The 21,883-nt window shown below is 74.9% G+C and carries 20 protein-coding genes; 10 read left to right on the forward strand and 10 right to left on the reverse strand.

Going from position 1 to position 21,883, the window contains the following annotated elements:
- Window positions 1-28: 28 nt before the first annotated feature.
- Window positions 29-343, reverse strand: a complete 315-nt coding sequence (locus tag AKI01S_RS33595; RefSeq protein ID WP_067826823.1) for a hypothetical protein — start codon at window positions 341-343, stop codon at window positions 29-31.
- Window positions 344-448: 105 nt separating this feature from the next.
- On the opposite strand from AKI01S_RS33595, the gene AKI01S_RS54400 reads away from it, so the two are divergent.
- Window positions 449-3,262, forward strand: coding sequence for an AfsR/SARP family transcriptional regulator (locus AKI01S_RS54400; protein ID WP_067826826.1), 2,814 nt, complete (start codon window positions 449-451; stop codon window positions 3,260-3,262).
- 34 nt (window positions 3,263-3,296) lie between these two features.
- On the opposite strand, the gene AKI01S_RS33605 is transcribed toward AKI01S_RS54400, so the two are convergent.
- Complete coding sequence (locus AKI01S_RS33605) at window positions 3,297-5,999, reverse strand: hypothetical protein (protein WP_067826829.1); 2,703 nt, start codon at window positions 5,997-5,999, stop codon at window positions 3,297-3,299.
- Window positions 6,000-6,141: 142 nt separating this feature from the next.
- On the opposite strand from AKI01S_RS33605, the gene AKI01S_RS33610 reads away from it, so the two are divergent.
- From AKI01S_RS33610 to AKI01S_RS33630, 5 genes are read left to right on the forward strand one after another with little or no spacing between them, the layout of a single operon-like run.
- Window positions 6,142-6,606 carry a VOC family protein gene (locus AKI01S_RS33610; protein WP_067826832.1) on the forward strand — a complete coding sequence of 155 codons (465 nt, stop codon included), beginning with the start codon at window positions 6,142-6,144 and terminating at the stop codon, window positions 6,604-6,606.
- Between the two features lie 46 nt (window positions 6,607-6,652).
- Window positions 6,653-6,982 (forward strand): YciI family protein, encoded by a 330-nt coding sequence (locus AKI01S_RS33615; RefSeq protein WP_245681888.1) that lies wholly within the window; start codon window positions 6,653-6,655, stop codon window positions 6,980-6,982.
- 13 nt (window positions 6,983-6,995) lie between these two features.
- The gene (locus AKI01S_RS33620; RefSeq protein WP_067826842.1) at window positions 6,996-8,225 is read left to right on the forward strand and encodes an RNA polymerase sigma factor; all 1,230 of its coding nucleotides are present in this window, start codon (window positions 6,996-6,998) and stop codon (window positions 8,223-8,225) included.
- Between the two features lie 54 nt (window positions 8,226-8,279).
- Window positions 8,280-8,621: an ArsR/SmtB family transcription factor gene (locus tag AKI01S_RS33625; RefSeq protein ID WP_218009916.1), complete on the forward strand. Its 342-nt coding sequence runs from the start codon at window positions 8,280-8,282 to the stop codon at window positions 8,619-8,621.
- Entirely contained in the window at window positions 8,618-9,304 is a 687-nt protein-coding gene (locus AKI01S_RS33630) for a cation efflux transmembrane domain-containing protein (protein WP_067826854.1), read from the forward strand. Before AKI01S_RS33625 ends, AKI01S_RS33630 begins: the two co-directional genes overlap by 4 nt.
- A gap of 29 nt (window positions 9,305-9,333) precedes the next feature.
- Here AKI01S_RS33630 and AKI01S_RS33635 read toward each other — a convergent pair whose 3' ends face one another.
- The gene (locus tag AKI01S_RS33635; protein ID WP_067826857.1) at window positions 9,334-9,813 is read right to left on the reverse strand and encodes a MarR family winged helix-turn-helix transcriptional regulator; all 480 of its coding nucleotides are present in this window, start codon (window positions 9,811-9,813) and stop codon (window positions 9,334-9,336) included.
- 65 nt (window positions 9,814-9,878) lie between these two features.
- Between AKI01S_RS33635 and AKI01S_RS33640 the strand changes: the two genes are divergently transcribed.
- From AKI01S_RS33640 to AKI01S_RS33650, 3 genes are all read left to right on the forward strand, one after another.
- On the forward strand, window positions 9,879-10,772 hold the full coding sequence (locus AKI01S_RS33640; protein ID WP_067826861.1) for a TIGR03619 family F420-dependent LLM class oxidoreductase: 894 nt from the start codon (window positions 9,879-9,881) through the stop codon (window positions 10,770-10,772).
- Between the two features lie 48 nt (window positions 10,773-10,820).
- Window positions 10,821-11,639, forward strand: coding sequence for an NmrA family NAD(P)-binding protein (locus AKI01S_RS33645; RefSeq protein ID WP_067826864.1), 819 nt, complete (start codon window positions 10,821-10,823; stop codon window positions 11,637-11,639).
- A gap of 182 nt (window positions 11,640-11,821) precedes the next feature.
- The gene (locus tag AKI01S_RS33650; protein ID WP_067826867.1) at window positions 11,822-13,153 is read left to right on the forward strand and encodes a DUF2252 domain-containing protein; all 1,332 of its coding nucleotides are present in this window, start codon (window positions 11,822-11,824) and stop codon (window positions 13,151-13,153) included.
- Window positions 13,154-13,229: 76 nt separating this feature from the next.
- Here the strand turns inward: AKI01S_RS33650 and AKI01S_RS33655 are convergent, their stop codons facing one another.
- Window positions 13,230-13,712, reverse strand: coding sequence for a hypothetical protein (locus AKI01S_RS33655; RefSeq protein WP_067826870.1), 483 nt, complete (start codon window positions 13,710-13,712; stop codon window positions 13,230-13,232).
- 85 nt (window positions 13,713-13,797) lie between these two features.
- On the reverse strand, window positions 13,798-15,246 hold the full coding sequence (locus tag AKI01S_RS33660) for a DNA-3-methyladenine glycosylase 2 family protein (RefSeq protein WP_067826875.1): 1,449 nt from the start codon (window positions 15,244-15,246) through the stop codon (window positions 13,798-13,800).
- A 143-nt stretch (window positions 15,247-15,389) separates the two neighbouring features.
- Between AKI01S_RS33660 and AKI01S_RS33665 the strand changes: the two genes are divergently transcribed.
- The gene (locus tag AKI01S_RS33665; RefSeq protein ID WP_084000508.1) at window positions 15,390-16,619 is read left to right on the forward strand and encodes an MFS transporter; all 1,230 of its coding nucleotides are present in this window, start codon (window positions 15,390-15,392) and stop codon (window positions 16,617-16,619) included.
- 20 nt (window positions 16,620-16,639) lie between these two features.
- On the opposite strand, the gene AKI01S_RS33670 is transcribed toward AKI01S_RS33665, so the two are convergent.
- The 5 genes from AKI01S_RS33670 to AKI01S_RS51985 form a co-directional block, all read right to left on the reverse strand.
- Window positions 16,640-17,287, reverse strand: coding sequence for an HD domain-containing protein (locus tag AKI01S_RS33670; protein WP_067826880.1), 648 nt, complete (start codon window positions 17,285-17,287; stop codon window positions 16,640-16,642).
- A 153-nt stretch (window positions 17,288-17,440) separates the two neighbouring features.
- On the reverse strand, window positions 17,441-18,262 hold the full coding sequence (locus AKI01S_RS33675) for a hypothetical protein (protein ID WP_157420335.1): 822 nt from the start codon (window positions 18,260-18,262) through the stop codon (window positions 17,441-17,443).
- Between the two features lie 230 nt (window positions 18,263-18,492).
- Window positions 18,493-19,305, reverse strand: a complete 813-nt coding sequence (locus AKI01S_RS33680) for an aminotransferase class IV family protein (RefSeq protein ID WP_067826891.1) — start codon at window positions 19,303-19,305, stop codon at window positions 18,493-18,495.
- A gap of 185 nt (window positions 19,306-19,490) precedes the next feature.
- Window positions 19,491-21,470 (reverse strand): ABC transporter ATP-binding protein, encoded by a 1,980-nt coding sequence (locus tag AKI01S_RS33685; RefSeq protein ID WP_084000509.1) that lies wholly within the window; start codon window positions 21,468-21,470, stop codon window positions 19,491-19,493.
- A gap of 188 nt (window positions 21,471-21,658) precedes the next feature.
- A partial coding sequence (locus AKI01S_RS51985) for a hypothetical protein (RefSeq protein WP_218009917.1) occupies window positions 21,659-21,883 on the reverse strand: 225 nt, incomplete at its 5' end.

Raw genomic sequence — 21,883 nt, forward strand, 5'->3', positions numbered from 1 at the left:
CCTCGGGCGAGGATCGCGGCGACGAGGGCTACGGCAGCCCGCGATAGGCGAGCCGCACCCCGGCGAACCAGTCGTCGATCCGCATCAGGGCCAGCAACCCGGTGACACGGTGCCCGTAGGCGGGCGCGGAACGCCCGGTCCGGACGGTGGCGTGATCATCGGATCGCGCGGTCGCCTTGAGGGGTTTCGTTGGTGGTGGTGTCGTGGTGGCCATGAGAGGGGTCAGCAGGACCATGCCCATGACGGCCATCGCCATCGCGGTACCGGTGATCCACCGGGAGGCCCTCTCGCATCGGGTGGACAGGTCGCGGGGGACGCTGGTGGGACGCCGGCGAGGGCTCATGGTGGTGCCTTCCGTGCGGATGGGCGGTTGACGCCTCCAGGGTCGGCGGGACCGGTCACCTGTCGGTATCGCCTCGGTCACTCACGGTTGTGGGATGGTGGGCGGGTGGGGTTCGTCTTCAACGTCCTGGGACCACTGGAAGTGCTGTCGGACGGGGTGCCGGTGGAGATCACCGCGTCCCGGCACCGCGCGCTGGTGGCGGCGCTGGTGCTCGACGGCAACCGCGTGGTGCCGGTGGAGTCCCTGATCGGCAGGGTCTGGGGCGACCGGCCGCCGCACGGCGCGCGCAACGCCCTGAAGAACTACGTGCTGCGGGTGCGGCGGCGGCTGGGGGAGCCGTCGCCGCTGCTGTCGCACGCCCAGGGCTACCTGATGCGGGTCGATCCCGAGGCGCTGGACCTGGACCGCTTCGAGACGCTGGTGGGCCGCGCCGAGGCCGCCGACCGGCCCGCCGAGGCCGCCGACCTGCTCCGCCAGGCCCTGGGGCTGTGGCGCGGCGCGCCGGTGCCCGAGCTCGGCTCCGAGCCGTTGCGCGAGCAGGTGCAGGCGCGGTGGGCCGAACGCCGCCTGTGCGCGGTGGAGGCGCGCGTCGACGCCGAACTGGCGTTGGGACGGTACGCCGATGTCCTGGCCGAGCTGCGGGAACTGACCGCCGAACATCCCCTGCGCGAGCGGTTGTGGGGGCGGCTGATGCTGGCGCTATACCGGTCGGGCCGTCCGGGCGAGGCGCTGGAGTGCTACCACCGGGTCGCCGCGCTGCTGGCCGAGGAGCTGGGAGTGGACCCGGGCCCGGAACTGCGGGACCTGCACCAGCGGATCCTGGTCACCGACCCCGCCCTGGGGGCGGGCGAACGCCTGGACAGGCCGCGGGTGGCGGGGAACCTGCCGGCCGAGACCACCTCGTTCGTGGGGCGCGGGCCGGAGCTGCGGCAGGCGGCGCACCTGCTGGGCCAGGCCCGCCTGGTGACCATGACGGGCGCGGGCGGGGCGGGCAAGACCCGGCTGGCGCTGCGGGCCGCGGCGCGGGCCGCGCCGGCGTTCCCCGACGGCGCGTGGTGGGCCGACCTGAGCGCGCTCACCGAACCGGGACTGCTGGCGCTGGCGGTGGCCGAGGCGCTGGGCATCCGCGACCAGTCGGCACGGGGCTGGACGCGGGTGCTGGCGGACCATCTGCGCGACCGTCGGCTGCTGCTGGTCCTGGACAACTGCGAGCATCTGGTGCCGGAGGTCACCGCGCTGGTCACCGCCCTGCTCCCGGCCGCCGGCGGCCTGGTGGTGCTGGCCACCAGCCGGCACCGCCTGGGGCTGGCCGACGAGCACGTCCTGCCGGTGCCCGCCCTGACCGAGGCCGAGGCGGTGGAGCTGTTCGCGCAGCGCGGCCGGGCCTCGGCGCCCGATTTCCGGGTCGGCCCGCGCAACCGGGACGCCGTCGACCGGCTGTGCCGCCGGCTCGACCGGATCCCGCTGGCCATCGAGCTGGCCGCCGTCCGGATGGACACGCTGTCGGTCACGCAGATCAGCGACCGGCTCGACGACCGCTTCGAGCTGCTGTCGGACGGCGGCGACCCCCGCCGGACCCTGCGCGGCGTGCTGGAGTGGAGCCACGGACTGTGCACCCGCCCGGAACAGGCGCTGTGGGCGCGGCTGTCGGTGTTCGCCGGAGGCTTCGACCTGGCGGCGGCCGAAGCGGTGTGCGCCGACCCCACCGATGCCACCGATGCCACCGACCCCGCCGGCCCCGCCGATGCCACCGGCCGGCACCGGGTGCTCGACCTGCTGAGCGGCCTGGTCCGCAAGTCCCTGCTGACCGCCGACACCGGGGCCGACCCGGCGCGGTACCGGATGCTGGAGACCGTCCGCCAGTACGGGCACGAGCGGCTGCGCCGGATCGGGCGGGAGACCGCGCTGCGCGTCCGGCACCGCGACCACTTCCTGGAGGTCGCCGCGCGGGCCGCGGCGCAGTGGTGCGGGCCGCGTGACCACCAGTGGCTCTCGCTGCTGCTCCAGGACCTGCCGAACCTGCGCGCGGCCATGGAGTTCTCCCTCGCCGAACCCGGCCACGCGCCGTTCGGGCTGCGGCTGGCGGTGGACCTGAGCCGCGCGCAGCTGTGGCTGTTCGGCGCCACCCCGGCCGAGGGGCGCCGCTGGCTGGAGGGCGCGTTGGCCGCCCAGCCCGGTCCGCCGTGCCCGGTGCGGGCGAGGGCGGCGGCGTTCGTCACCTGGCTGGCGCTGTGCCAGGGCGACCGGGACGGCGCCGACGCCGCCCTGGCGGCCTGCCGGGGCCTGGACGACGGGTCCCCCGGGTCCTCGGCCGCCAGGGCGGTGGCCGAGGGCGCGCACACCCTGCTGGCCCTGGGAGACCCCCGCTCGATCGCCCTGCTGGCCGACGCGCGCGGCCACTTCCGCCGCGCGGGTCAGATGGGGGAGCAGCACTGGGCCACCCTGCTGTGGACCATGGCCGCCGCGTTCCTCGGCGACCGGGACCGCGCCCTGCACGCCGCCCGGGAGTACCTCGCCGAGGCCGACCACCACGGCGGGCGCTGGACGCGCTCGTGGGCGCGGTGGGGGATGGGACTGGCCCAGATGCGCCACGGCGACCGCGACCTCGCCACCCGGCTGATCCAGGAGGCGATAGCCGGGCAGCGCGAGCTGGACGACACCTGGTCGCCCACCTGGGGCGTGGAGCTCCTCGCCTGGAACCTCTGCCTGACCGGCGAGGCCGAACGCGCCGCGCTCCTGCTCGGCGCCGCCCACCGGCTGCGGCGGTCGCTGGGCGTCACCCTCTACGGGCCGTTCCTGAAAGCCCACGACGACACCGTGCGGCACCTGCGCCAGGCGCTGGGCGAGGCCGCCTACTCCGACGCCCACCGGCGAGGAGCCACCGCGTCGGACCCGCTGGAGCTGGCGTTGGGGAGCTGAGGTCGGGGAGCTGAGCGCGGCGGATCCGCGGGGCTCACTCGCCGTGCCGCTCCCGCTGGGCCCGCCACCAGTCGGCGGCGCGGGCGATGTCGGGGCCGGAGGTCCACAGGTCGGCGGGGTCGTCGGGCATCAGGCGTTCGCGGAACCGCCCGAGGTGGCCCGAGCGGCGGCCGCCGACACTGAGATGCCTCCACTCCAGCGTGCCCGACGTCTCCCTCTCGTGCCGCGTGGCGTCGAGCAGCTCGACGACGTCGGTGGGCAGGCCCGGCTCGTCCGGCGGAAGCTTCAGCGCCGACCGGACGGAGCCGTGCTCGTCGCCGTACAGGATCCCCACGGCGTTGGCGGTGGTGATGCCGGCCCGCTCGGCCAGTTCCCGCGCGGTCCCGGCGTCGGCGGGCGGGGGGCCGTTCTCGGCCCGCAGCCGCTCCAGGCGGCGCAGGAAGTCCGGGCTGAACCGGCTCTGGGGAACGGTGGCGACAGGGGGCGCGCGGTCCGGGAGCCGGGCCGGGCGGAAGCGGCCGTCCGGTGAGAACTCGACGGCCACGAACAGGTCCCGCCACAGGCTCCGGTCGCTCACCGTCATCAGCGCGCCGTCGGGGGTCCGCCACAACTGGAGGTGGGAGTGGTCGGGCCCGCCGAACGGCCGGTCGAACCAGAGCACCCGCCAGCGTCCGCTGCCGTCGCCCAGCGGGGTGTTCGCGCGGGCCCGCAGAGCGTCCAGGGTCCACTCCCGGTGCGGGGTCCACGGCCACAGCCAGGACAGCGCGAGGCCGATCACGTCCTCGGCCCCCTCGCCGATCGTTTCGGTCGCGTCGATCCGGTCGAACGTGCGCAGGAGCACCGGCTCCGGCGGCTCCGGGCCGTCCGCCGCGGCCTCAAGGAGATGTTCGCAGACCAGCCGGAGTGTCACCATCGGCCGCAGGTGGCGTGTCGGCAGGTCGGGGGCGGTCTCCAGGAGCGGGAACAGCGGCGGGCGGGGCGCCGCCCCCTCCCCGGTCAGCAGCCGGTGCTCGGTGAACAGGCAGCGCACCGCGCGTTCCAGGCGCTCGGCCACCGCGTGGGCCAGTTCGGGCGCGGTGATCCGGGGCACCAGCTCCTCGACGAACCCTCCGCGCCGGATGGACCGCACGCCGGACCTGGGTAGCACGGGCGCCATCAGGCGCCGGACCTCCTCCCGGTCCAGCGACCGCAGCCAGGCCGAACCGGCCGGGTCCACGGCGTCCCGCGCGTCCCACGCGGCGGGCGGGGGGACCTCCGCCTGCCGCGGGGTGAAGGCCGTGGTGAGGATCTCGGCGCCGTCCGGCGCGGTCACGGTGATCACGCCGTCGCGGAGCCGCACGGTGTTCCGCTCGGTGGCGCCGGGGAAGGTGACCCGCCCGGTGCCCGGCGCCTCGGGGCGGGCCGTGCGGGAGCCGGGCTCCAGCGTCAGCACGTCGCCTGCCGGCCCCTCCACCAGGAACGTCTGCCAGCGGCCGCCGGGACGCTGGCGTGACACGTACCAGGACGTGCCGTCGTACCAGGGCATCAGATCGGCCGGGCAGGAACCGAGGGGGAGCTTCCAGGCGCCGCCCCGCCCGTCCGACGCCACGGCCTCGCCGTCGTCCCGGACGGTCACGTACGCGCGGTGCTGCAAGATGGACCGGGTGCCGCTCCTCCATCCGGAGCTGTACGCCGGCAGCACCGCCCGGATGCCGATCTCCTCCGGGATGCCGGTGCGCAGTTCCGCCAGCAGCGTGTCCACGGGGTCGCCGATGCTCAGCCCGCTCAGGAATCCCGGATTGCGCCGGAGGAACGGTGAGCCCTTGTCGGCCAGCCAGGACAGGCCCCGGTCGAGGCGGGACAGGTCGCCGGACTCCAGGTCCGCCCGCAGGGTCGCGCGCAGCTCGGCGTCGGGCGCGTCGTACCAGGGGGCGGGCGTGGGCGGGACCGCCGCCGGGTCGGTGCCGGACGGCGGCTCGCCGGTGCGCGGGAACAGGTGCTGCTCGCCCTGGTCGGCGAGGCGGAGCAGCGTGGCGGCCGGGCAGCGGCGGCCGGTGGTGGCGAACCACTCCGGCGGGAGGCGGGCCCCGGCTCCCGCGTCGGCGAGGATCTCCAGCCACCGGTGCCGGGTCTCGTCCGCGGGCGGGTCGGGCTCGGCCGCGACCAGCAGGTCCAGCAGCCCGCCGTCCCGGGCCGCGACGGCGGCCAGCGCGGGCGCGGCGGCCGCCCAGATCGTCGGCGGGGCGCCGGGCAGCAGACCGTCGCGCAGCAGGCGGGTGGCGAGGAACCGGTCCTCGTCGTCCTTCGCGAGCCCGGCCGCGGCGGCCAGCCTCCGCAGGTCGGGGAAGACGCGGGCGTAGGGGATCAGACCGGCGGCGAAACCCGCGCAGACCACCGCGCGGAAGCGGGCGTGCGCCTCGCCGGGCGGGAAGTGCGCGCTCAGGGCGCCGGCGTGGTCGCGCAGCACGGTCGGGGCGACCACCCCCGCCGGGACGAGTTCGAGCAGCACGCCGTGCAGGCGCTCGACGTCGGAGGCCCCCTCCTCCTTCCCGGTCTTCCGCGCCTGGGTGAACGCCCACGTCGCGACCTCGGCGGAGCCCTCGGTGGAGACCTCGGCGAGCGCACGGCAGGCCTGTTCGTAGAAGGCGATCCGTTCCGCGGGCGGTAGCGGGGACGCCAGCTTCCGCAGGCCGGACCTGAGCTTGCGAGGATGGTCGGTGGAGGCTCCGGCGACCAGGGCTGCCAGTTCGGGGGTCACGATGATCGATTATGTCGGCTCCGGGCGGCGGGCGGCGAAGCGCCACCGTCCCGCGATTTTTCCGCGACGCTGTCGAACCGGGCGGTGGGCCGTTCGTCTAGGGGGTGAATCCGGCTCACCCCACGATCTCCAGGAGCAGACGATGAGCTCGTCCCCGAACCCCGAACCCGCGGTCTCCGAGCGGGCGTTCACGCCGGTGCTGAACACGATCGACATCGTCGTGTCGGACCTGCGGGCCGCGATCGCCTTCTACGCCCGCCTGGGCCTGGACTTCCGCGTCGATCCCACCTATCCCGACCACGCCGGCTGCGACCTGCCCGGCGGGCTGCACCTGATGCTGGACACCGAGAAGTTCCGGGCCTCGGTCCACCAGGAGGCGGGCTGGGACCGCCCGACCGGCGACCCGCGCACGTTCCTGGCCTTCCAGCTGCCCGCCCCCGAGGCGGTCGACGCCGCCTACGCCGACCTCACCGGCGCCGGGCACCGCGGGGTCCAGCCGCCGTGGGACGCCTTCTGGGGCATGCGGTACGCCACCGTGGCCGACCCCGACGGCAACGGCGTCGACCTGTACTGCCCCCTGCCCGCCGACCCGAACGACGCCCGGTAACCGACCGGTCCCGCTTCCACACAGAGGAGGAGACGCGTTGAAATACGTGCTGATGTTCGCCGAGACCGAGGAGTTCGCCCAGCGCCTGGCCGCGATGAGCGAGAGCGAACGCCAGGAGGAGTTCGCGCGGGTCGGCGAGTGGTTCGCCGAGCACGCCGCCCACATCACCCACCACACCCGCCTGCAGCCTCACCACACCGCCACCACCGTCCGTCTCACCGGCGACCAGGCGGTGGTGACCGACGGGCCGTTCGTGGAGGGCAAGGAGGTGGTGTCCGGCTTCGCCGAGCTCGACGTGGCCGACCTGGACCAGGCGCTGGCCATCGCCGCCGCGTGGCCCGGCTGCCCGGTCGTCGAGATCCGCCCGCTGGTCTGAGGTCCCGCGGCCGATGGACCACGGGCGGGAGCGGGCGCACGGTGAGCTGACCCGCGTGCTGCGCGAGCACGCGGGGCGGCTCACCGCCTCCCTGGTGCACGTCCTGGGCGACTTCGCCGCCGCCGAGGACGTGGTCGCCGACGCCGTCGAGACCGCCCTGCGCCGCTGGCCGGTCGACGGCGTCCCCGACCATCCCGACGCCTGGCTGCTGACCGTCGCCCGCCGCCGGGGCCTGGACGTCCTGCGCCGCCGGACGGTCTACCGCGACAAGCTCGCCCGGCTGGACTGGCCGCCCCGCGGCGACCCCGACGACCGCCTGAGACTGGTCTTCGTCTGCTGCCACCCGGCGCTGCCGCGGGCCGGGCAGATCGCGCTCACCCTGCGCGCGGTGTGCGGGCTGACCACCGCCCAGATCGCCGCCGCGTTCCTGGTCCCCGAGGCCACCGTGGCCCAGCGCCTCACCCGCGCCAAACGCAAGATCGCCGAGGCGGGCATCCCCTACCGCGTTCCCTCCGACGCCGAGCTGCCGGACCGCCTGGACCAGGTCCTGGCGGTGGTGTACCTGCTGTTCAACGAGGGCTACCTGACCAGCGGCGGCGACCGTTCCCAGGCCCGCGACCTGGCCGACGACGCCGAATGGCTGGCCGCCCAGCTGGCCTGGCTGATGCCCCGCCGGGCCGAGGTCCTCGGCCTGCTGGCGCTGATCCGCCTGCACCAGGCCCGCGCCGACGCCCGCTTCACCCCCGGCGGCGACCTGGTCCTGCTGCGCGACCAGGACCGCGGACGCTGGGACCGCGCCGCCATCGCCGAGGCGACCGCCCTCCTGGAACGCGCCGCCGCGCTGCGGTGCCCCGGGCCCTACCAGCTCCAGGCCGCCATCGTCGCGGTCCACGCCGAGGCCCCCGCCTGGGAGGCCACCGACTGGTTCCAGATCACCGTCCTGTACGACATGCTGCTGGCCCTGGCGCCCTCCCCGGTCCACCGCCTGAACCGCGCCATCGCCCTCGGCCACACCCCGCCGCCCCACGGGGGACCGGCCGCCGCGCTGGCCGCGCTGGACGCCCTCACCCCCGCCGACCGGCGGGCCCTGGAGCGCTACCCCCTGCTGCACGCCACGCGCGCCGAACTCCTCCGCGCCCTGGACCGGCCCCGGGCCGCCCGCGCCGCCGACCGGCGCGCCCTGGAACTGGCGACCAACCCCGCCCAGCAGGCCCTGCTCCGCCAACGCCTGACCTGGGATTGACGGATCACAGAACGGGCATATCATTCCAATATGGCGATTGATTCCGATTGTGGAATGAGTACGCTGGACGAGCTGGCGCCCGCGGCGGCGCTGTTCCACTCCCTGGCCGACCCGGTGCGGCTGTCGATCGTGCAGCGGCTGGCCCGCGGCGAGGCCCGGGTGGTGGACCTGACCCGCGACCTCGGCCTGGCGCAGTCCACGGTGTCCAAGCACCTGGCCTGCCTGCGCGGGTGCAAGCTGGTGGACTACCGCGCCGAGGGCCGCCAGTCGTTCTACTCCATCGCCGTCCCCGAACTGCTGGACCTGCTGCGCTCGGCCGAGCGCCTGCTGACGGCCACCGACCGGGCGGTGGCGCTGTGCCCGACCTACGGCACCGACGCGGGGACGCGGGCATGACCACGGTCTCGCCAGGCCCCTCACCCCAGCGCCGGGCGGCGCTGGCGCGGCGGGTGCGGCTGCTGGTGGCCGCCACCATCGCCTACAACGTGATCGAGGCGGTCGTCGCGGTCACCGCCGGGACCCTCGCCTCCTCCGGGGCGCTGATCGCCTTCGGGCTGGACTCGGTCATCGAGGTCGCCTCCGCGGCCGCGGTCGCCTGGCAGTTCTCCGCCCGCGACCCCGAGCTGGTCGAACGCCGCGAGCGGCGGACGCTGCGGATCATCGCGGTCTCGTTCTTCGCGCTGGCCGCCTACGTCACCGTCGACTCGGCGCGGGCGCTGCTGGGTGACGGCGGGGCCGCCCCCTCCACGCCGGGGCTGGTGCTGGCCGCCCTGAGCCTGGCCGTCATGCCGTTCCTGTCGGCCGCGCAGCGCCGGGCCGGCCGTGAGCTGGGATCGGCCAGCGCGGTCGCCGACTCCCGGCAGACCCTGCTGTGCACCTACCTGTCGGCGGTCCTGCTGGCGGGGCTGGCGGTCAACGGCCTGTTCGGCTGGGCCTGGGCCGACCCGGTCGCCGCGCTGGTGATCGCGGCGGTGGCGGTCAGGGAGGGCCGCGACGCGTGGCGCGGCGACGCCTGCTGCGCCGTTCCGGCCCCCGCCGCCGCGCAGGGCGCAGACCACGGTTGCGCCTGCTGCGCCTGACGTCCCCTGCTCCCCTTCGGACCCCGCGCTCAGCCCTTGCGGCGCGGGCGGACCGCCTGCTCCGCCCAGAACGGCCGCATGACGCGTCCGATCGCCTCGGCGACGACCCGCAGCTCGCCGGGTTCGAGGGGGCCGAACACCTCCCCGCCCACCTCGTCCGCGAGAGCCCGGGCGCGGCGGTGCAGCCCACGTCCCGCCGGGGTGATGCGCACGGCGTACCGCCGCCGGTCGGCGGGGTCACGGGTGCGCTCGCACAGCCCGCGCGCCTCCAGGTCGTCCACCAGGCCGACCATCAGGGTCGGGTCCAGCAGCAGGTAGGCGGACATCTCCTGCTGCGACAAGGTGCCGGAGGAGTCCAGCATCGCCAGCACCAGGAAGTGCCGGACGCGGATCCCCAGCGGCTCCAGCGCCTCCTCCAGGCGCTGCTCCAGCCACCATCCGCACTTGGACAGCTGGAAGCCCAGCACCGAGGCCAGTCCGGCGGGCAGGTCGCGGGTCGGTTCGGCCATGCCGCAAGGATATGACCCGTCAATCATCCATTTCCTCAACCGTAGAAATATTCGATTATCTGTGTATGTCCCCTACGCTCGGCCTGTTCGGCCTCAACATGAACACCTGCGCCGACCCCGGCGCCGCCGCCCGGATCGCCGCCCTGGCCGAGGAGCTCGGCTACGACTCGCTGTGGACCGCCGACCACGTCGTCCTGCCGAGCCCGCGCGACGCGGTCTCGCCCATGGACCCCGACGAGCCGATCCTCGATCCGCTGGTCGCGCTCGCCCACCTCGCCGCGCACACCGAACGGATCCGCCTCGGCACCGGCTGCGTCGTGCTGCCCCAGCGCAACCCCCTGGTGCTGGCCAAGCAGCTCGCGAGCGTGGACGTGCTCAGCGGCGGGCGGCTCGTCTTCGGCATGGCGGTGGGGTACCTGGAACCCGAACTGAGGGCCCTCGGCGTCCCCGCGGCCGGACGCGGGGCGCGCGCCGACGAGTACCTGCGGGCGATGCGCTCGCTCTGGCACGACGACGAGCCCGCCTTCCACGGGCGGCACGTGGACTTCGCGGGCGTCGACACGCGTCCGCGTCCGGTGCAGACGCCCCTCCCGGTCGTCGTCGGCGGGCACAGCCGACGGGCCCTGCGCCGCGCGGCCCGCCATGGCGACGGCTGGTACGGATGGCTGCTCACACCGGACGAGGCCGCGCACCACGTCGCCGCGCTGCGGGCCGTGGAGGCCGAGGAGGCCGAGGAGGCCGGGGAGGCCGAGGAGGCCGGGGAGGGCCGCGGGCCGCTCCAGGTTCAGGTCACCCCGCGCCGCAGGATCGACGCCGCCGCCGTGCGCGCCTACGGCGAGGCGGGGGTGGACCGGCTCGTGATCGTTCCGCCGAGGAGCGCGCCGCTGGAGGAACTGGCGGCCTTCGTCGAGGCGAACGCGCCCGCCCGGCTCGGAGCGGCACGCCTTGACCTCAAGTGATCTTGAGGTTCTAGCGTCGTGGTGTTGCCTGACGACGGAAGGAACATCATGACCATTCTGGTTACCGGGGCCACGGGGAACGTCGGCCGTCAAGTGGTCAGGGAGCTGCTCGGCGGGGGCCACCGGGTGCGGGCGCTGACCCGTGACCCCGCGCGCGCCGACTTCCCCCGGGAGGTGGAGGTGACGGCCGGGGATCTCGCGGTGCCCGACAGCCTGGCGTCCGCGCTGGAGGGCGTGACCGCCGTGCACCTGATCACCTTCGACGCCCGGGACGGCGCTCCGTTGCGCACCGGCGCGCAGATCGCGCGGATGGCCGCCAAGGCGGGCGTCCGGCACGTGACGATGCTGTGGAGCGGCGAGCCGGGTCCGGTCGAGGAGGCCGTGGCGGCCGAGGGGCTGCCGTGGACCACCCTCCAGCCGCAGGAGTTCATGTCCAACGCCCTGCTCTGGACCGAGTCGGTCCGGACCGAGGGCGTGGTGCGCGAGCCGTTCGGCTCCACCCGCAGCGCCATGATCCACGAGGCCGACATCGGGGCCGTGGCCGCCAGGACGCTCACCGAGGACGGTCACGCCGGCCGGGAGTACGTGATGACCGGTCCCGAGGTCCTGGACATGCCGCGGAAGCTGGCCGTCCTGGGCGAGGCCCTCGGCCGCGAGATCCGGTTCGTCGAGCTGACCGAGGAGCAGGCGCGCGAGCGGATGCGCCGGGCCGGGGCCTCCCAGGAGGCCATCGACCACGTCGTCGGCTGGTACGCCGACCCGCCGAAGGAGGCGTACACGGTGACCGACACCGTCGAGCGCGTCCTCGGGCGCCCGGCCCGGACCTTCGCGCAGTGGGCGCGGGAGAACGCCGACGCCTTCCGCTGAGCACGTCCCGCGAACCGGCCGTGGAGGGGCGAGCGGCTCGACCCCCGCCCGTTCACGGCCGGTTCCGGAGCCCGGCCGCCTGTCGGCCACGTCGCCGCCACGTGATTCGGCACAATGACCGGGTATGCCTCGCGCGGTGGTCGCCGGGCGGGGCGCACCGGACGACGACGAGGAGAGACGCCATGGCGAGCATCACCGAGGGACTGCGGCGACGGGCCCCCGAGGAACGCCAGAAGCAGATCGTGGACGTGCTGGTCGAGGCGTTCTCCGACCTGATGGAGCGCAGCCCCGCCGAGTTCCGCCGCCGGTTCCGCAAGATGGCCTCCGACCCGTTCGCGTTCTACCGGGGCAGCGCGTGCCTGTTCTACGCCGACGTGGTGCACGACGACGACCCGTGGGCCGACGAGCGCACCTCGCGGGTGTGGATCCAGGGCGACCTGCACGCCCAGAACTTCGGCACCTACATGAACGACGACGGCGTCTTCGTCTTCGACGTCAACGACTTCGACGAGGCGTACGTCGGGCACTTCACCTGGGACGTCAAGCGCCTGGTCGCCAGCGTGGCGCTGCTGGCGTGGAGCAAGGCGATCTCCGACGACGACATCCGCCGCCTCATCGAGACCTACGTGCGCGCCTACGTCGACCAGGTGCGGCAGTTCGCCGAGCACGCCGACGACTACGCGTTCGCCCTCACCCTGGACACCGCCGACGGGTACGTGCGCGACGTGCTGGTGCAGGCGCTGGCGTCCACCCGGATCGGGCTGCTGGACGGCAAGACGATCGTCGAGCAGCACGAGCGGCGCTTCCGCAGCCGCGCGGGCGTGCGGCGGCTGGAGGACGACGAGCGCGCCAGGGTCGAGAAGGCGTACCTGGACTACCTGTCCACCATCCCCGAGGAGAAGCGGTTCAAGGGCCTCACCTACCGGGTGAAGGACATCGTCGGGGCGTCGGGGTTCGGCATCGGCTCGGCGGGCCTGTCGGCCTACAACATCCTGGTCGAGGGGCACAGCCAGGCGCTGGAGAACGACGTCATCCTGTCGATGAAGCAGGGCAACGTCGCCGCGCCCAGCCGCGTGGTCGACGACCCGCGCATCCGCGAGTACTTCAAGCACCACGGGCACCGCACGGCGGTGTCGCGGCGGGCGCTGCAGGCCAACACCGACCCGTGGCTGGGCTACACCGAGATCGACGGCGTCGGCTACGTGGTGCAGGAGCTGTCCCCCTACGAGGAGGACCTCGACTGGTCGGCGCTGACCGAGCCGGACGAGATGGTGTCGCTGCTGGACGACCTGGGCCGCGCCACCGCCAAGATCCACTGCGTGTCGGACAGCGACTCCGACCACACCCTGGTGGGCTTCCAGGTGGAGGACGCCATCACCGCCGCGATCGGCGACGACGAGGAGGCGTTCGTGGAGGCGATGGTGGCGTTCGGCACCGAGTACGCCGCGATCGTCCGCGACGATCACCGTCTTTTCGTGGACGCCTTCCGCAACGGCCGTATCCCCGGCCTGTAACCCCGCCTCAGGCCGGGTCCGCTGCGGGACGCGACGGATGCGAGCCGTCCGTGCCCCGCAGCGGGTGGCGCGTCGTTCAGTTGCAGGCGGCCGTCGACGCAGCGGCGACCCGGCAGCGGCCGGGTGACTTGGGCGGCTTGGGCGGCTTCTGCTCGTGCCCGGGCTTGTTCGGCGGCTTCTTGCCCGAGGGCTTCTTGCCGGGAGGCTTCTTGCCGGGAGGCTTCTTGCCCGGCGGCTTCTTGTGCGGCTTGTGCTTCTTCAGGCAGTCGCGCAGCGAGTCGATCCTGCCGTCCAGGCCGTCGATGTAGTCGCGGCGTCCCTTCTTCCAGCGTCCGGGGTCGTTCCGGTGCGCCAGGTGGCCCTTGTACTTGGTGGAGTCACGGTCCACCTCGATCAGGACGTAGGGATGGCGATCCGACGCGGTCCGGTGGCACACCTTGACCTTGTGGTTCCTGGGGTTGGCGACCGCGGCCGCCTCGGCGGGCGGCGCGATCAGGCCGCCCACGAGCACGGTGGCGAGGGCTGCGAGAGCGCAGTTCGCCATGCGTTTGATGAACATCAGGTTTCCCCCGAGCAGCTCAGCTTGTAGTCATATGACTACGAGGAGTGATATCTCCGCAAGGTGCTACCCGGCGCTTGCGCCCCTACACGCCTGAAATGACGGGAGCGGGAGACCCCGCCCACAGATGCTGTGTGGCATAGGAACGCCAGGGGCGCCAACATTCGGAGAGGGCCCGGACGTCGGCGGGGACGGCGCCGTTCGACAGTCTGCGCAGCGCGTGCCGGACCTTGGGGCAGCGGGCCGGGAACACGTCGGGATCGCCGAGCACGCGCATGCGGATGTGGTCGACGACCAGCGGGTCGAACCCGGGAAGGTCGAGCAGCCGCCGTCGCGCGTGGCGGCGGTCGGCCCCCGGGTCGAGCCGGAGGTCGCCACCGGCGAGGGCCGCGGCCAGCGCCCGCAGCGCCTCGCCGCGGCCGGGCGGCGCGCCGGGACCGGCGTGGTCCAGGGTGGCCAGGGCCGCCGCGTCGGGGAAGAGGTGGGTGACGGCGCCGACCGGCACGGGCAGCGGTTCGGCGTGACGCCGGATCAGCGTGGCGAGAGCGGCGTCCCCGTCCAGCAGCAGGCGGGCGGCCAGCTCGGCGGCGTCGGGATGGCCCGGCACGCGGCGGCCCGGGCGGGCGGCGACCAGCGGCCGCAGCAGCGGGTCGGCCTCCAGGAAGGCGGTGATGGAGCGCTGGTCGGCGTCCAGGTCGAGCAGCCTGCGGCAGCGCTGGACGGCCGTGGTGAGGTCGCGCAGATCGGCCAGGCGGATCTCGCACCCGACATGGTCGGCGCCCGGAACGGGCCACAGCGCGACGGTCCCCGGCCCGTGGGGGAGGGACAGCGAGCGCCGGAAGACCCCGTCCGCGTACTCCTCGACGCCGGGCAGGGGACGCGCGCCCAGGAACCCGAGCAGCGCGGGCACGTCCAGCGGCGGGCGGTAGGCCAGCCGGAGCGGGACCACGCCCGGCGCCGGGGCCGCCCCGGAACGCGCGCGGGCGTTCCGCAGCGCGGTCGGGGTGGTCGCGAACAGGCGCCGGACCGTCTCGTTGAACTGCCGGATGCTGGCGAACCCGGCGGCGAACGCCACGTCGCTGACCGGCAGGGCGGTCGTCTCCAGCAGCAGCCGGGCGGTCTGGGCCCGCTGCGCGCGGGCGAGGGCCTGCGGCCCGGCGCCGACCTCGGCGACGAGCTGGCGGTGGATCTGCCGCCGGCTGTAGCCGAGACGGCCGGCCAGCCCCGCCACGCCCTCGCGGTCGACGACCCCGTCGGCGATCAACCGCATCGCCCGGCCGACCAGGTCCGCCCGGGAGTTCCACTCCGGTGAGCCCGGGGACGCGTCCGGCCGGCATCGCTTGCACGCCCGGAACCCGTTGACCTGGGCGGCGGCCGCGGAGGGGAAGACGCGGAGGTTCTCCGGCCTGGGCATCACGGCCGGGCAGCTGGGACGGCAGTACACGCCGGTCGTGGTGACGGCCACGAAGAGCCACCCGTCGAACCGCGGGTCCCGGCTCTCGACCGCGCGGCGAACATCCTCTTCGGCGATCACCGGGCCAGTCTGCCAGCGCGACCGGGACCGCTCCGGCGGTGATCGGACATCGACGTCCCGCGGGGGAGCGGGACGCCCGCCGCCGGGGTCGCCGTCCGATCACCGCCAGCCCGGCGGCCCGCCGCGCCGACAGGATGACCGGCATGTCCACTCAAGATCACGTTCTGGGGACGCCGGCCGCCTACCGGCGCGTGCTGGCGGACCGGGACTTCCGCCTGCTGTGGGCGGGCTCCACGGTGTCGCTCGCCGGAGACGGCATGACCTTCGTGGCCCTGGCATGGCTGGTGCTGTCCCAGCCCGGCGGAACCGCGCGCCTCGGGCTCCTGACGGTCTGCTTCACCCTGCCGGTCTTCGCCGGCGGCCTGCTGGTCGGGCCGCTGCTGGACCGGTTCGACAAGAGGCACGTGCTGGCCGCGGACTGCGTGCTGCGCGGCGGGGCCGTGGGGTCGCTCCCGCTGGCCGCCGCCGCGGGGGAGGCGCCCGCCTGGCTGCCGTTCGCGGTGGCCGCGGTCCACGGGCTGCTGAAGATGGTCCCGCTGGCCGGTTTCCCCGCCGCGATCCCCGATCTCGTCCGCCGCGCCGACCTGGACGCCGCCAACGCCCTGGAGGCCCTGAGCTTCGGAACGGCCGGGGTCGTCGGCCCGTCGCTCGGCGGCCTGCTGATCGCGGGCGTCGGGGCCCCGCACGTCCTGGCCGTCGACGCCGCGTCCTACCTGGTCTTCGCCGTCGCGGCCCTCGCGGTGCGGCGCCCCCTGACGCCCGGCCCCCGCGCCGGCGCCGCCACGACGCCGACGGCACGGCTGCCGGTGCTCCTCCGGGACCGCCTCCTGGTCGCCACCACGCTCGCGTTCATGGCCTTCAACGTCGCCGAGGGGATGCTGCTGGTGGTGGCCCCCTGGCTCGCCAAGACCCACCTGCCCGGCGGCTCGTCGGCCCTGGGCCTGCTGCTGGCCGCCCTCGCCGCCGGCGAGCTGGCCGGCGGGGCCGTCGCCGGCCTCTGGCGGCCCCGCCTCGACCCCCTGAGGGCGCTCGCCTTCGCACAGCTCGCCGCCGGCGGCGGCTTCCTGGCGGTGCTCCTGGCCCCGCGCCCGTGGGGCGTCGCGGCCGGGTTCCTGGCCATCGGCCTGTTCAGCGCGCCGATGACGGTCTGGGCGCAGTCACTGCGCATGGAGCGGATCCCCGGGCCGCTGCGCGGACGCGCCTTCAGCGCCCTTCGCACGCTGATGCAGGCGACCCCGCCGCTGGGGGCGGCCCTCGCCACACCGATCCTGCGGAAGGAGGACCTCGCCCTGGCCGCGGCGAGCATGTTCCTGGTCGCCGCGGCACCGGTCCTCATGCTGCTCGCGCCGGGAACCCGCCGTCCCCCGGACTGAGCCGCCCGGCGGCCGATCACCTACGCGTCGCGCCACGGCGAGGCCGCGACCATGTCGCTCCACGTCGGCATGTGCGCCGAGGGGACGCGCTGGCGTACCAGCTCGCCGGGAAGCGACATGGGCACGCCCTTGGCCGGGTTCGCAAGGACCTGCGCGACGACGGCGTCGGCGAAGCGTTCCTCCAGGTCGAGGCGGGGGAACCGCGCGTGCACCTCGTCGGCGAACCCCGGCGGCAGGAGGTCGGCCCCCTGGCCGGACATGTCCACGGCGATGCCCCGTTGGGCGAGCGCCACCTCCGGTTCCCTGCGGCCGGCGATCCCCGGTGAGGTGTGCAACGCGATCGCGTCCCACACCACCCGCGTCCGTTCCTCGCCGACGCCCCGCTCGCGCAGGAACCGCACGGCCAGGTCGGCGCCGTCGACCTCGAAACGCTGGTCACCGTCACCGTCGTCGGTCAGGCCGACGTCGTGCAGGAGGCAGGCGAGGAACAGCAGCTCGTCGTCGTAGTCGTCACCGGGCTCCAGGCCCTCCCGCGCGGCCATGGCGCTGCCGAACAGGTAGCTGCGGAGGCTGTGGTGGGCCAGGAAGGGTTCCTCGATCCGCTCGACGAACTCCCGGGCACCGAACGCGACCTCGGTCGCCGGGAAACGCATCTCGAATCCGGGCATGATGAACCGACCTTTCTCGAACGGGGGAGGACCGGGCGACGCGCGGCGGCCACGAAGGCGCGCGCCGCGCTCGCGGCACGGTTCCGAGCCTGGTGCAGCCGGAACACGGCCGCAACGCCCGGCACCCCTCGGATCGCGCCATCCCCGCCGGGGTCAGACGCGGCGGTGGCGCCAGTCGCCGATGGCCGGGCCGCCCTCCAGGACGGGACGTCCCCGCCTGCCCATCTCCGCCAGCAGGTGCGCGCCGAGCGGGTCGACGTTCAGCTCCGGCCGCGCGTCGATCTTCAGGCGTTTCCCGGATTCGAGGACCAGATGGTAGGCCAGCACCTTCCCGGCGTAGGGCAGGCGATTGCCGCCCGCCGCCCGGGAGAGGACGACCCGGTCGACCTCCGCCCAGGTGACGCAGCGCAACCGGCCGTTGGCGTTCTGCACCAGGCCGTCCCGGAACACGTGGGTGCGCACGACCGCCTTGGGGAAGACGACCACCGCGGCGGCCGCCAGCCCGAGCGCGACCGCGACCGCGTACAGCCAGAGCCCGGCGAGCCGCGCCAGGCCCGGGGCGTCGGGGCCGACCGCTCCGACCAGCCAGTTGAGCGCGGGCAGCAGGGCGAACACCGCCGCGACCACCACCGCCAGGGCCAGGAACATCTCGATGGGGTTGGCGTTCTTACGGGTGGCCACGTGCGGGCCGAGCACCCGCTGCCCGGCGATGCGCGTCACCCGTCCCGACGGGCGCAGCGGCTGGTCGCCCCACCTGCTCAGCCGTTCCCCGAACAGCCGGATCAGCGTCAGTCCCAGCAGCGCGCTCACCAGGCCGCCACCGGCCACCAGCAGCACGGTCCGGCCCGCCGCGCCGAACGGCCACATCACCAGGGCCGCCACGAACGCCACCAGACCGGCGACGAACATCACCAGCAGCAGGCATCCCAGCGCGTTCGGCACGAAAGGGCCGGGTTCGGGGGACTTGCGGCTCATGGTCATACTCTGGCAGCACCGGGCATGGCGCGTCCGGGACCCGGCCCGTACCCCGCCGCCCCGTCACCGGCTGCCCCGGGGAAGGTCCGGGCCGCCGCCGGCTCGGTGCCGGATGAGAGTCATCCCAGGTCGGGACATTCCCGGCTCCTCTCCAACGCCTCCCGCGCGTGCGACCCGGGGCATGCCGCCACGGCCGGTCGCGACCTGGGGACATGGCCGCGACCGGTCACTCAGAACGCTGTCAGCGGCTCGGCCGTGTACGCCCGGTGCAGCGCCTCCAGGAACGACGGCGCCTCCGGCAGCGCCACCTCGCCGATCCGGTGCACCGCCACCCCCGGCGTCCAGGAGTTCATCACCACCGCGCCTGCCAGCCCCGGCAGGTCGTCCACGCGGACCTCGGCGACGCGCTGGGGCACGCCCAGCCCCTCCAGCCGGCGGCGGACGACGCCCATCGTGGTCCCGGCCAGCATCTCCGCCCGCGGCCACACGACCGCCTCGCCGTCCCAGAACGCCAGGTTCCAGATCGTCGCCTCGCTGAACCGGCCCCGCCGGTCCACGAACGCCGCGTCGTCGAACCCCCGCGCGACGGCCTGGCGCAGCCGGTGGGTCTTGGCCACCTCGCCCACGTGCTTGACGGCGGGCAGGTCGCGTTCGTGCTCGACGACCGCCAGCGCCAGCGGGCCGGAGGGGCCGGAGGAGGGCGGGCCCGTCCGCACCAGCACCTCCGGCTCCGCGTCGGCCGCCGTGAACTCGCCCGCAGGCGAGTAGACCGTCGCCACCAGCGACACGTCCCGCGGCCCGGCGGCGAGCGCGGCCCGAAGATACGACCGCACCCGCTCGTCGGGGAGCGCCCGCCCGAACAGCTCCAGCGACGCCGCCCGCAACCGCGCCAGGTGCAGGTCCAGCCCCCGGACGAGCCCCCCGCGCACCTGCATGGCGGTGAAGTGGGCGAAACCCGCGAACGCCAGCGGCGTCAGGTCCGCGGCGGTCGCGGGCCGTCCGTTGCGCTGGACGACGTACTCCTGCTCGACGGCAACACTCATCGACATCTCCCGGTCAGTCCCCCCGTCCGCACCGGACGGATCCATGACCGAGCCTGCCGCGCTGTGCGGAGGACACCCAGATCCCGGCTGTTCCTATGACCGCCGGTGTCAGGAACACCGCCGCGATGCCGGGAACGCCTCACCTGGTCGAGGAGCGCCGGCCCCGCCGGCACGGCGCGGCGGGCTCATCCGCCGGACACCTGCCCGTTGCCGAGGGCCCGCCGGTCCGGGTCGGCGTAGGCGGAGGCCTGCAACGTGTACAGCTCGGCGTACAGGCCGTCCTCCGCCATCAGGGAGGCGTGGTCGCCGTGCGCGACGACCCGGCCGCCCTCCAGGACGTAGATCCGGTCGGCGTGGCGGACGGAGGCGAGCCGGTGGGTGATCAGCAGGACGGTGCGGCCGTCGGCGTGCTCGCGCAGCCGCTCGAACAGCTGGTGCTCGGCGCGGGCGTCCAGGGCGGCGGTGGGCTCGTCGCAGATCAGCAGCGGGGCGCGGCGGTAGAAGCCGCGCGCGGCGGCCAGCCGCTGCCACTGGCCGCCCGACAGCTCCTGCCCCTCGGCGAACCGCTTGTCCAGCAGCGTGTCGAACCCGTGCGGCAGCCCGTCGACCACCTCGTCGGCGCCGGAGTCGGCGGCCGCCGCGCGCACCTCCGCCGCCACGCGGGGGTCGGTCAGCGGGTCGCCCATGGCGATGTTGTCGGCGGCGGTCATCGGCCAGTGGGTGTGGTCCTGGGCGATGACCGCGATGTGGCGGCGCAGCCGCTCGGGGTCCAGGTCGGCGACGGCGACCTCGTCCCAGTGGACCCGGCCGTGCTGGGGGGCGTACAGCCCGGCCAGGACCTTGGCCAGGGTGGTCTTGCCCGAGCCGTTCTCGCCGACCAGCGCGACGATCTCGCCGCGCCGCAGCCGCACCGACACCTCGCGCAGCGACGGGGCCTCGTTGCCGGGGTAGGTGAAGGTGACGTCGGTGGCGGTGATCTCCTGGAAGCCGGTCAGCCCGTCGGCGGCCGCGAACGCCCGGTCGCGGCCGCGGCGGATGCGGCGGTCGGCCTCCGCGCAGAACGACAGGTAGTCGCCGAAGTACAGCCCGTCCTCGTAGCAGCGGTTGAGGGCGTAGACGAGGTTGATGAGGGAGGACTGGCCGGTCTTGATGGCCAGCACCGCGGTCCCGGCGACGGCCAGCGGCATCACGCCCCGCCACAGCAGCACCCCCAGCGCCGTGTACATCAGCGCGGTCGCCACGCCCTTCAGGACGTCGCCGTAGACCTGGGTGAGGGTCTGGCGGCGGGCCAGCCGCAGCAGCACGGCGCGGATGTGGTCGGCCAGCAGCGCGTAGCGCTCCAGCAGGAAGTCGCGGACGGTGAAGGAACGGACCTCGGCGGCGTGGCGGCGCTCGGTCATCAGCTCCTCCATGATCCAGCCGCGGCGGCGCACCTCCACCAGCTCCAGCTGGGTCAGGTAGCCCAGCCGCGCGGCCCGCACCGCCGCCCAGCCCTCCGGCAGCGCGGTGACCAGCAGCAGCGGCAGCAGCACCGGATGCAGCACGCCGAGGGCGCCGGCGGCGGCGGCGACGCCGATGGTGGCGGTGAACAGGTCGACGGCGTGGTCGACCATGGACGCCGCCGAGTCGACGCCGCGCAGCCGCGCCCGGTGCAGGTCGTCCAGGAACGCCGAGTCGTCGAGCGCGTCCAGGTCGACGCGGGTGGTGCGCTCGTACAGCCGCAGCTCCACCCCGCGTTCCACCTGGGGGCGCAGCCGCGCCTGCGCCCACTGCGCGGCGGCCGCCAGCATCGCCCGGGCCGCGACCGCGCCGCCCACCAGCAGCAGCGCGGGCGCGGCGGCGCGGACCCGGTCGGGCGTGGGGCCCGCCGAGAACAGCGCGGTCAGCACGCCGGTGGTGGCCAGCAGCCCGAACGCGGTGAACACCCCGGCGGCGACGTTGAGCACGATGGTGGCGATCAGGTCGCGCCGGTTGGCGTGCCAGGCCAGCCGCATCACCTGCGCGATCAGCGCGGGCAGCCGCCGCGCCATGGTGAGCGTGCCGGTCTCCGACAGCTCCACCGCCTTGGCGTACCACTTCACCTCGGCGAGCCTCGGTCCGATCGGCGGAGCGTCCTCGGTGCGCCGGCGCCGCCGCGCGCGGCGCAGCCGTTCCCACAGTCCCATGGGTCCGACCCTGTCGCCGGTCGCCCCGGAGGAGAAGGGCGTTGGACGCACTGGCCGCCGCACGGCGGGTCACATCCGCCCGACCGTCGCGCCACCCGACTGCGGCGTGCCGGTCATGTCGGGGGCGGGAGCGGTCCGAGGGCCGGGGCTCCTTCGCGGCGGCGGGTGCGGAGGAGCCCCGGGTCCCGTCAGCGGGCGAACGCGATCGCGGTGCCCGCGCTGATCACGACGGAGAGGACCACCAGCACCAGCGGCACGCTGAGCGGGTTCTCGCGGCGGGGCGCGGCCGCCTTCCGCCGGTGGGCCTCGTGGCGGGCCACCAGCCGGGGCTTGGCGGGCGGCTCGGGGACCGAGCGTTCCGGCGGCCGGGCGGGCGGGCGCGGGACTGGAACGGGCGGAGCCTCGGGCGGCAC

The sequence above is a fragment of the Actinomadura kijaniata NBRC 14229 genome, assembly GCF_001552175.1.
GTDB classification, from domain to species: Bacteria; Actinomycetota; Actinomycetes; order Streptosporangiales; family Streptosporangiaceae; genus Spirillospora; species Spirillospora kijaniata.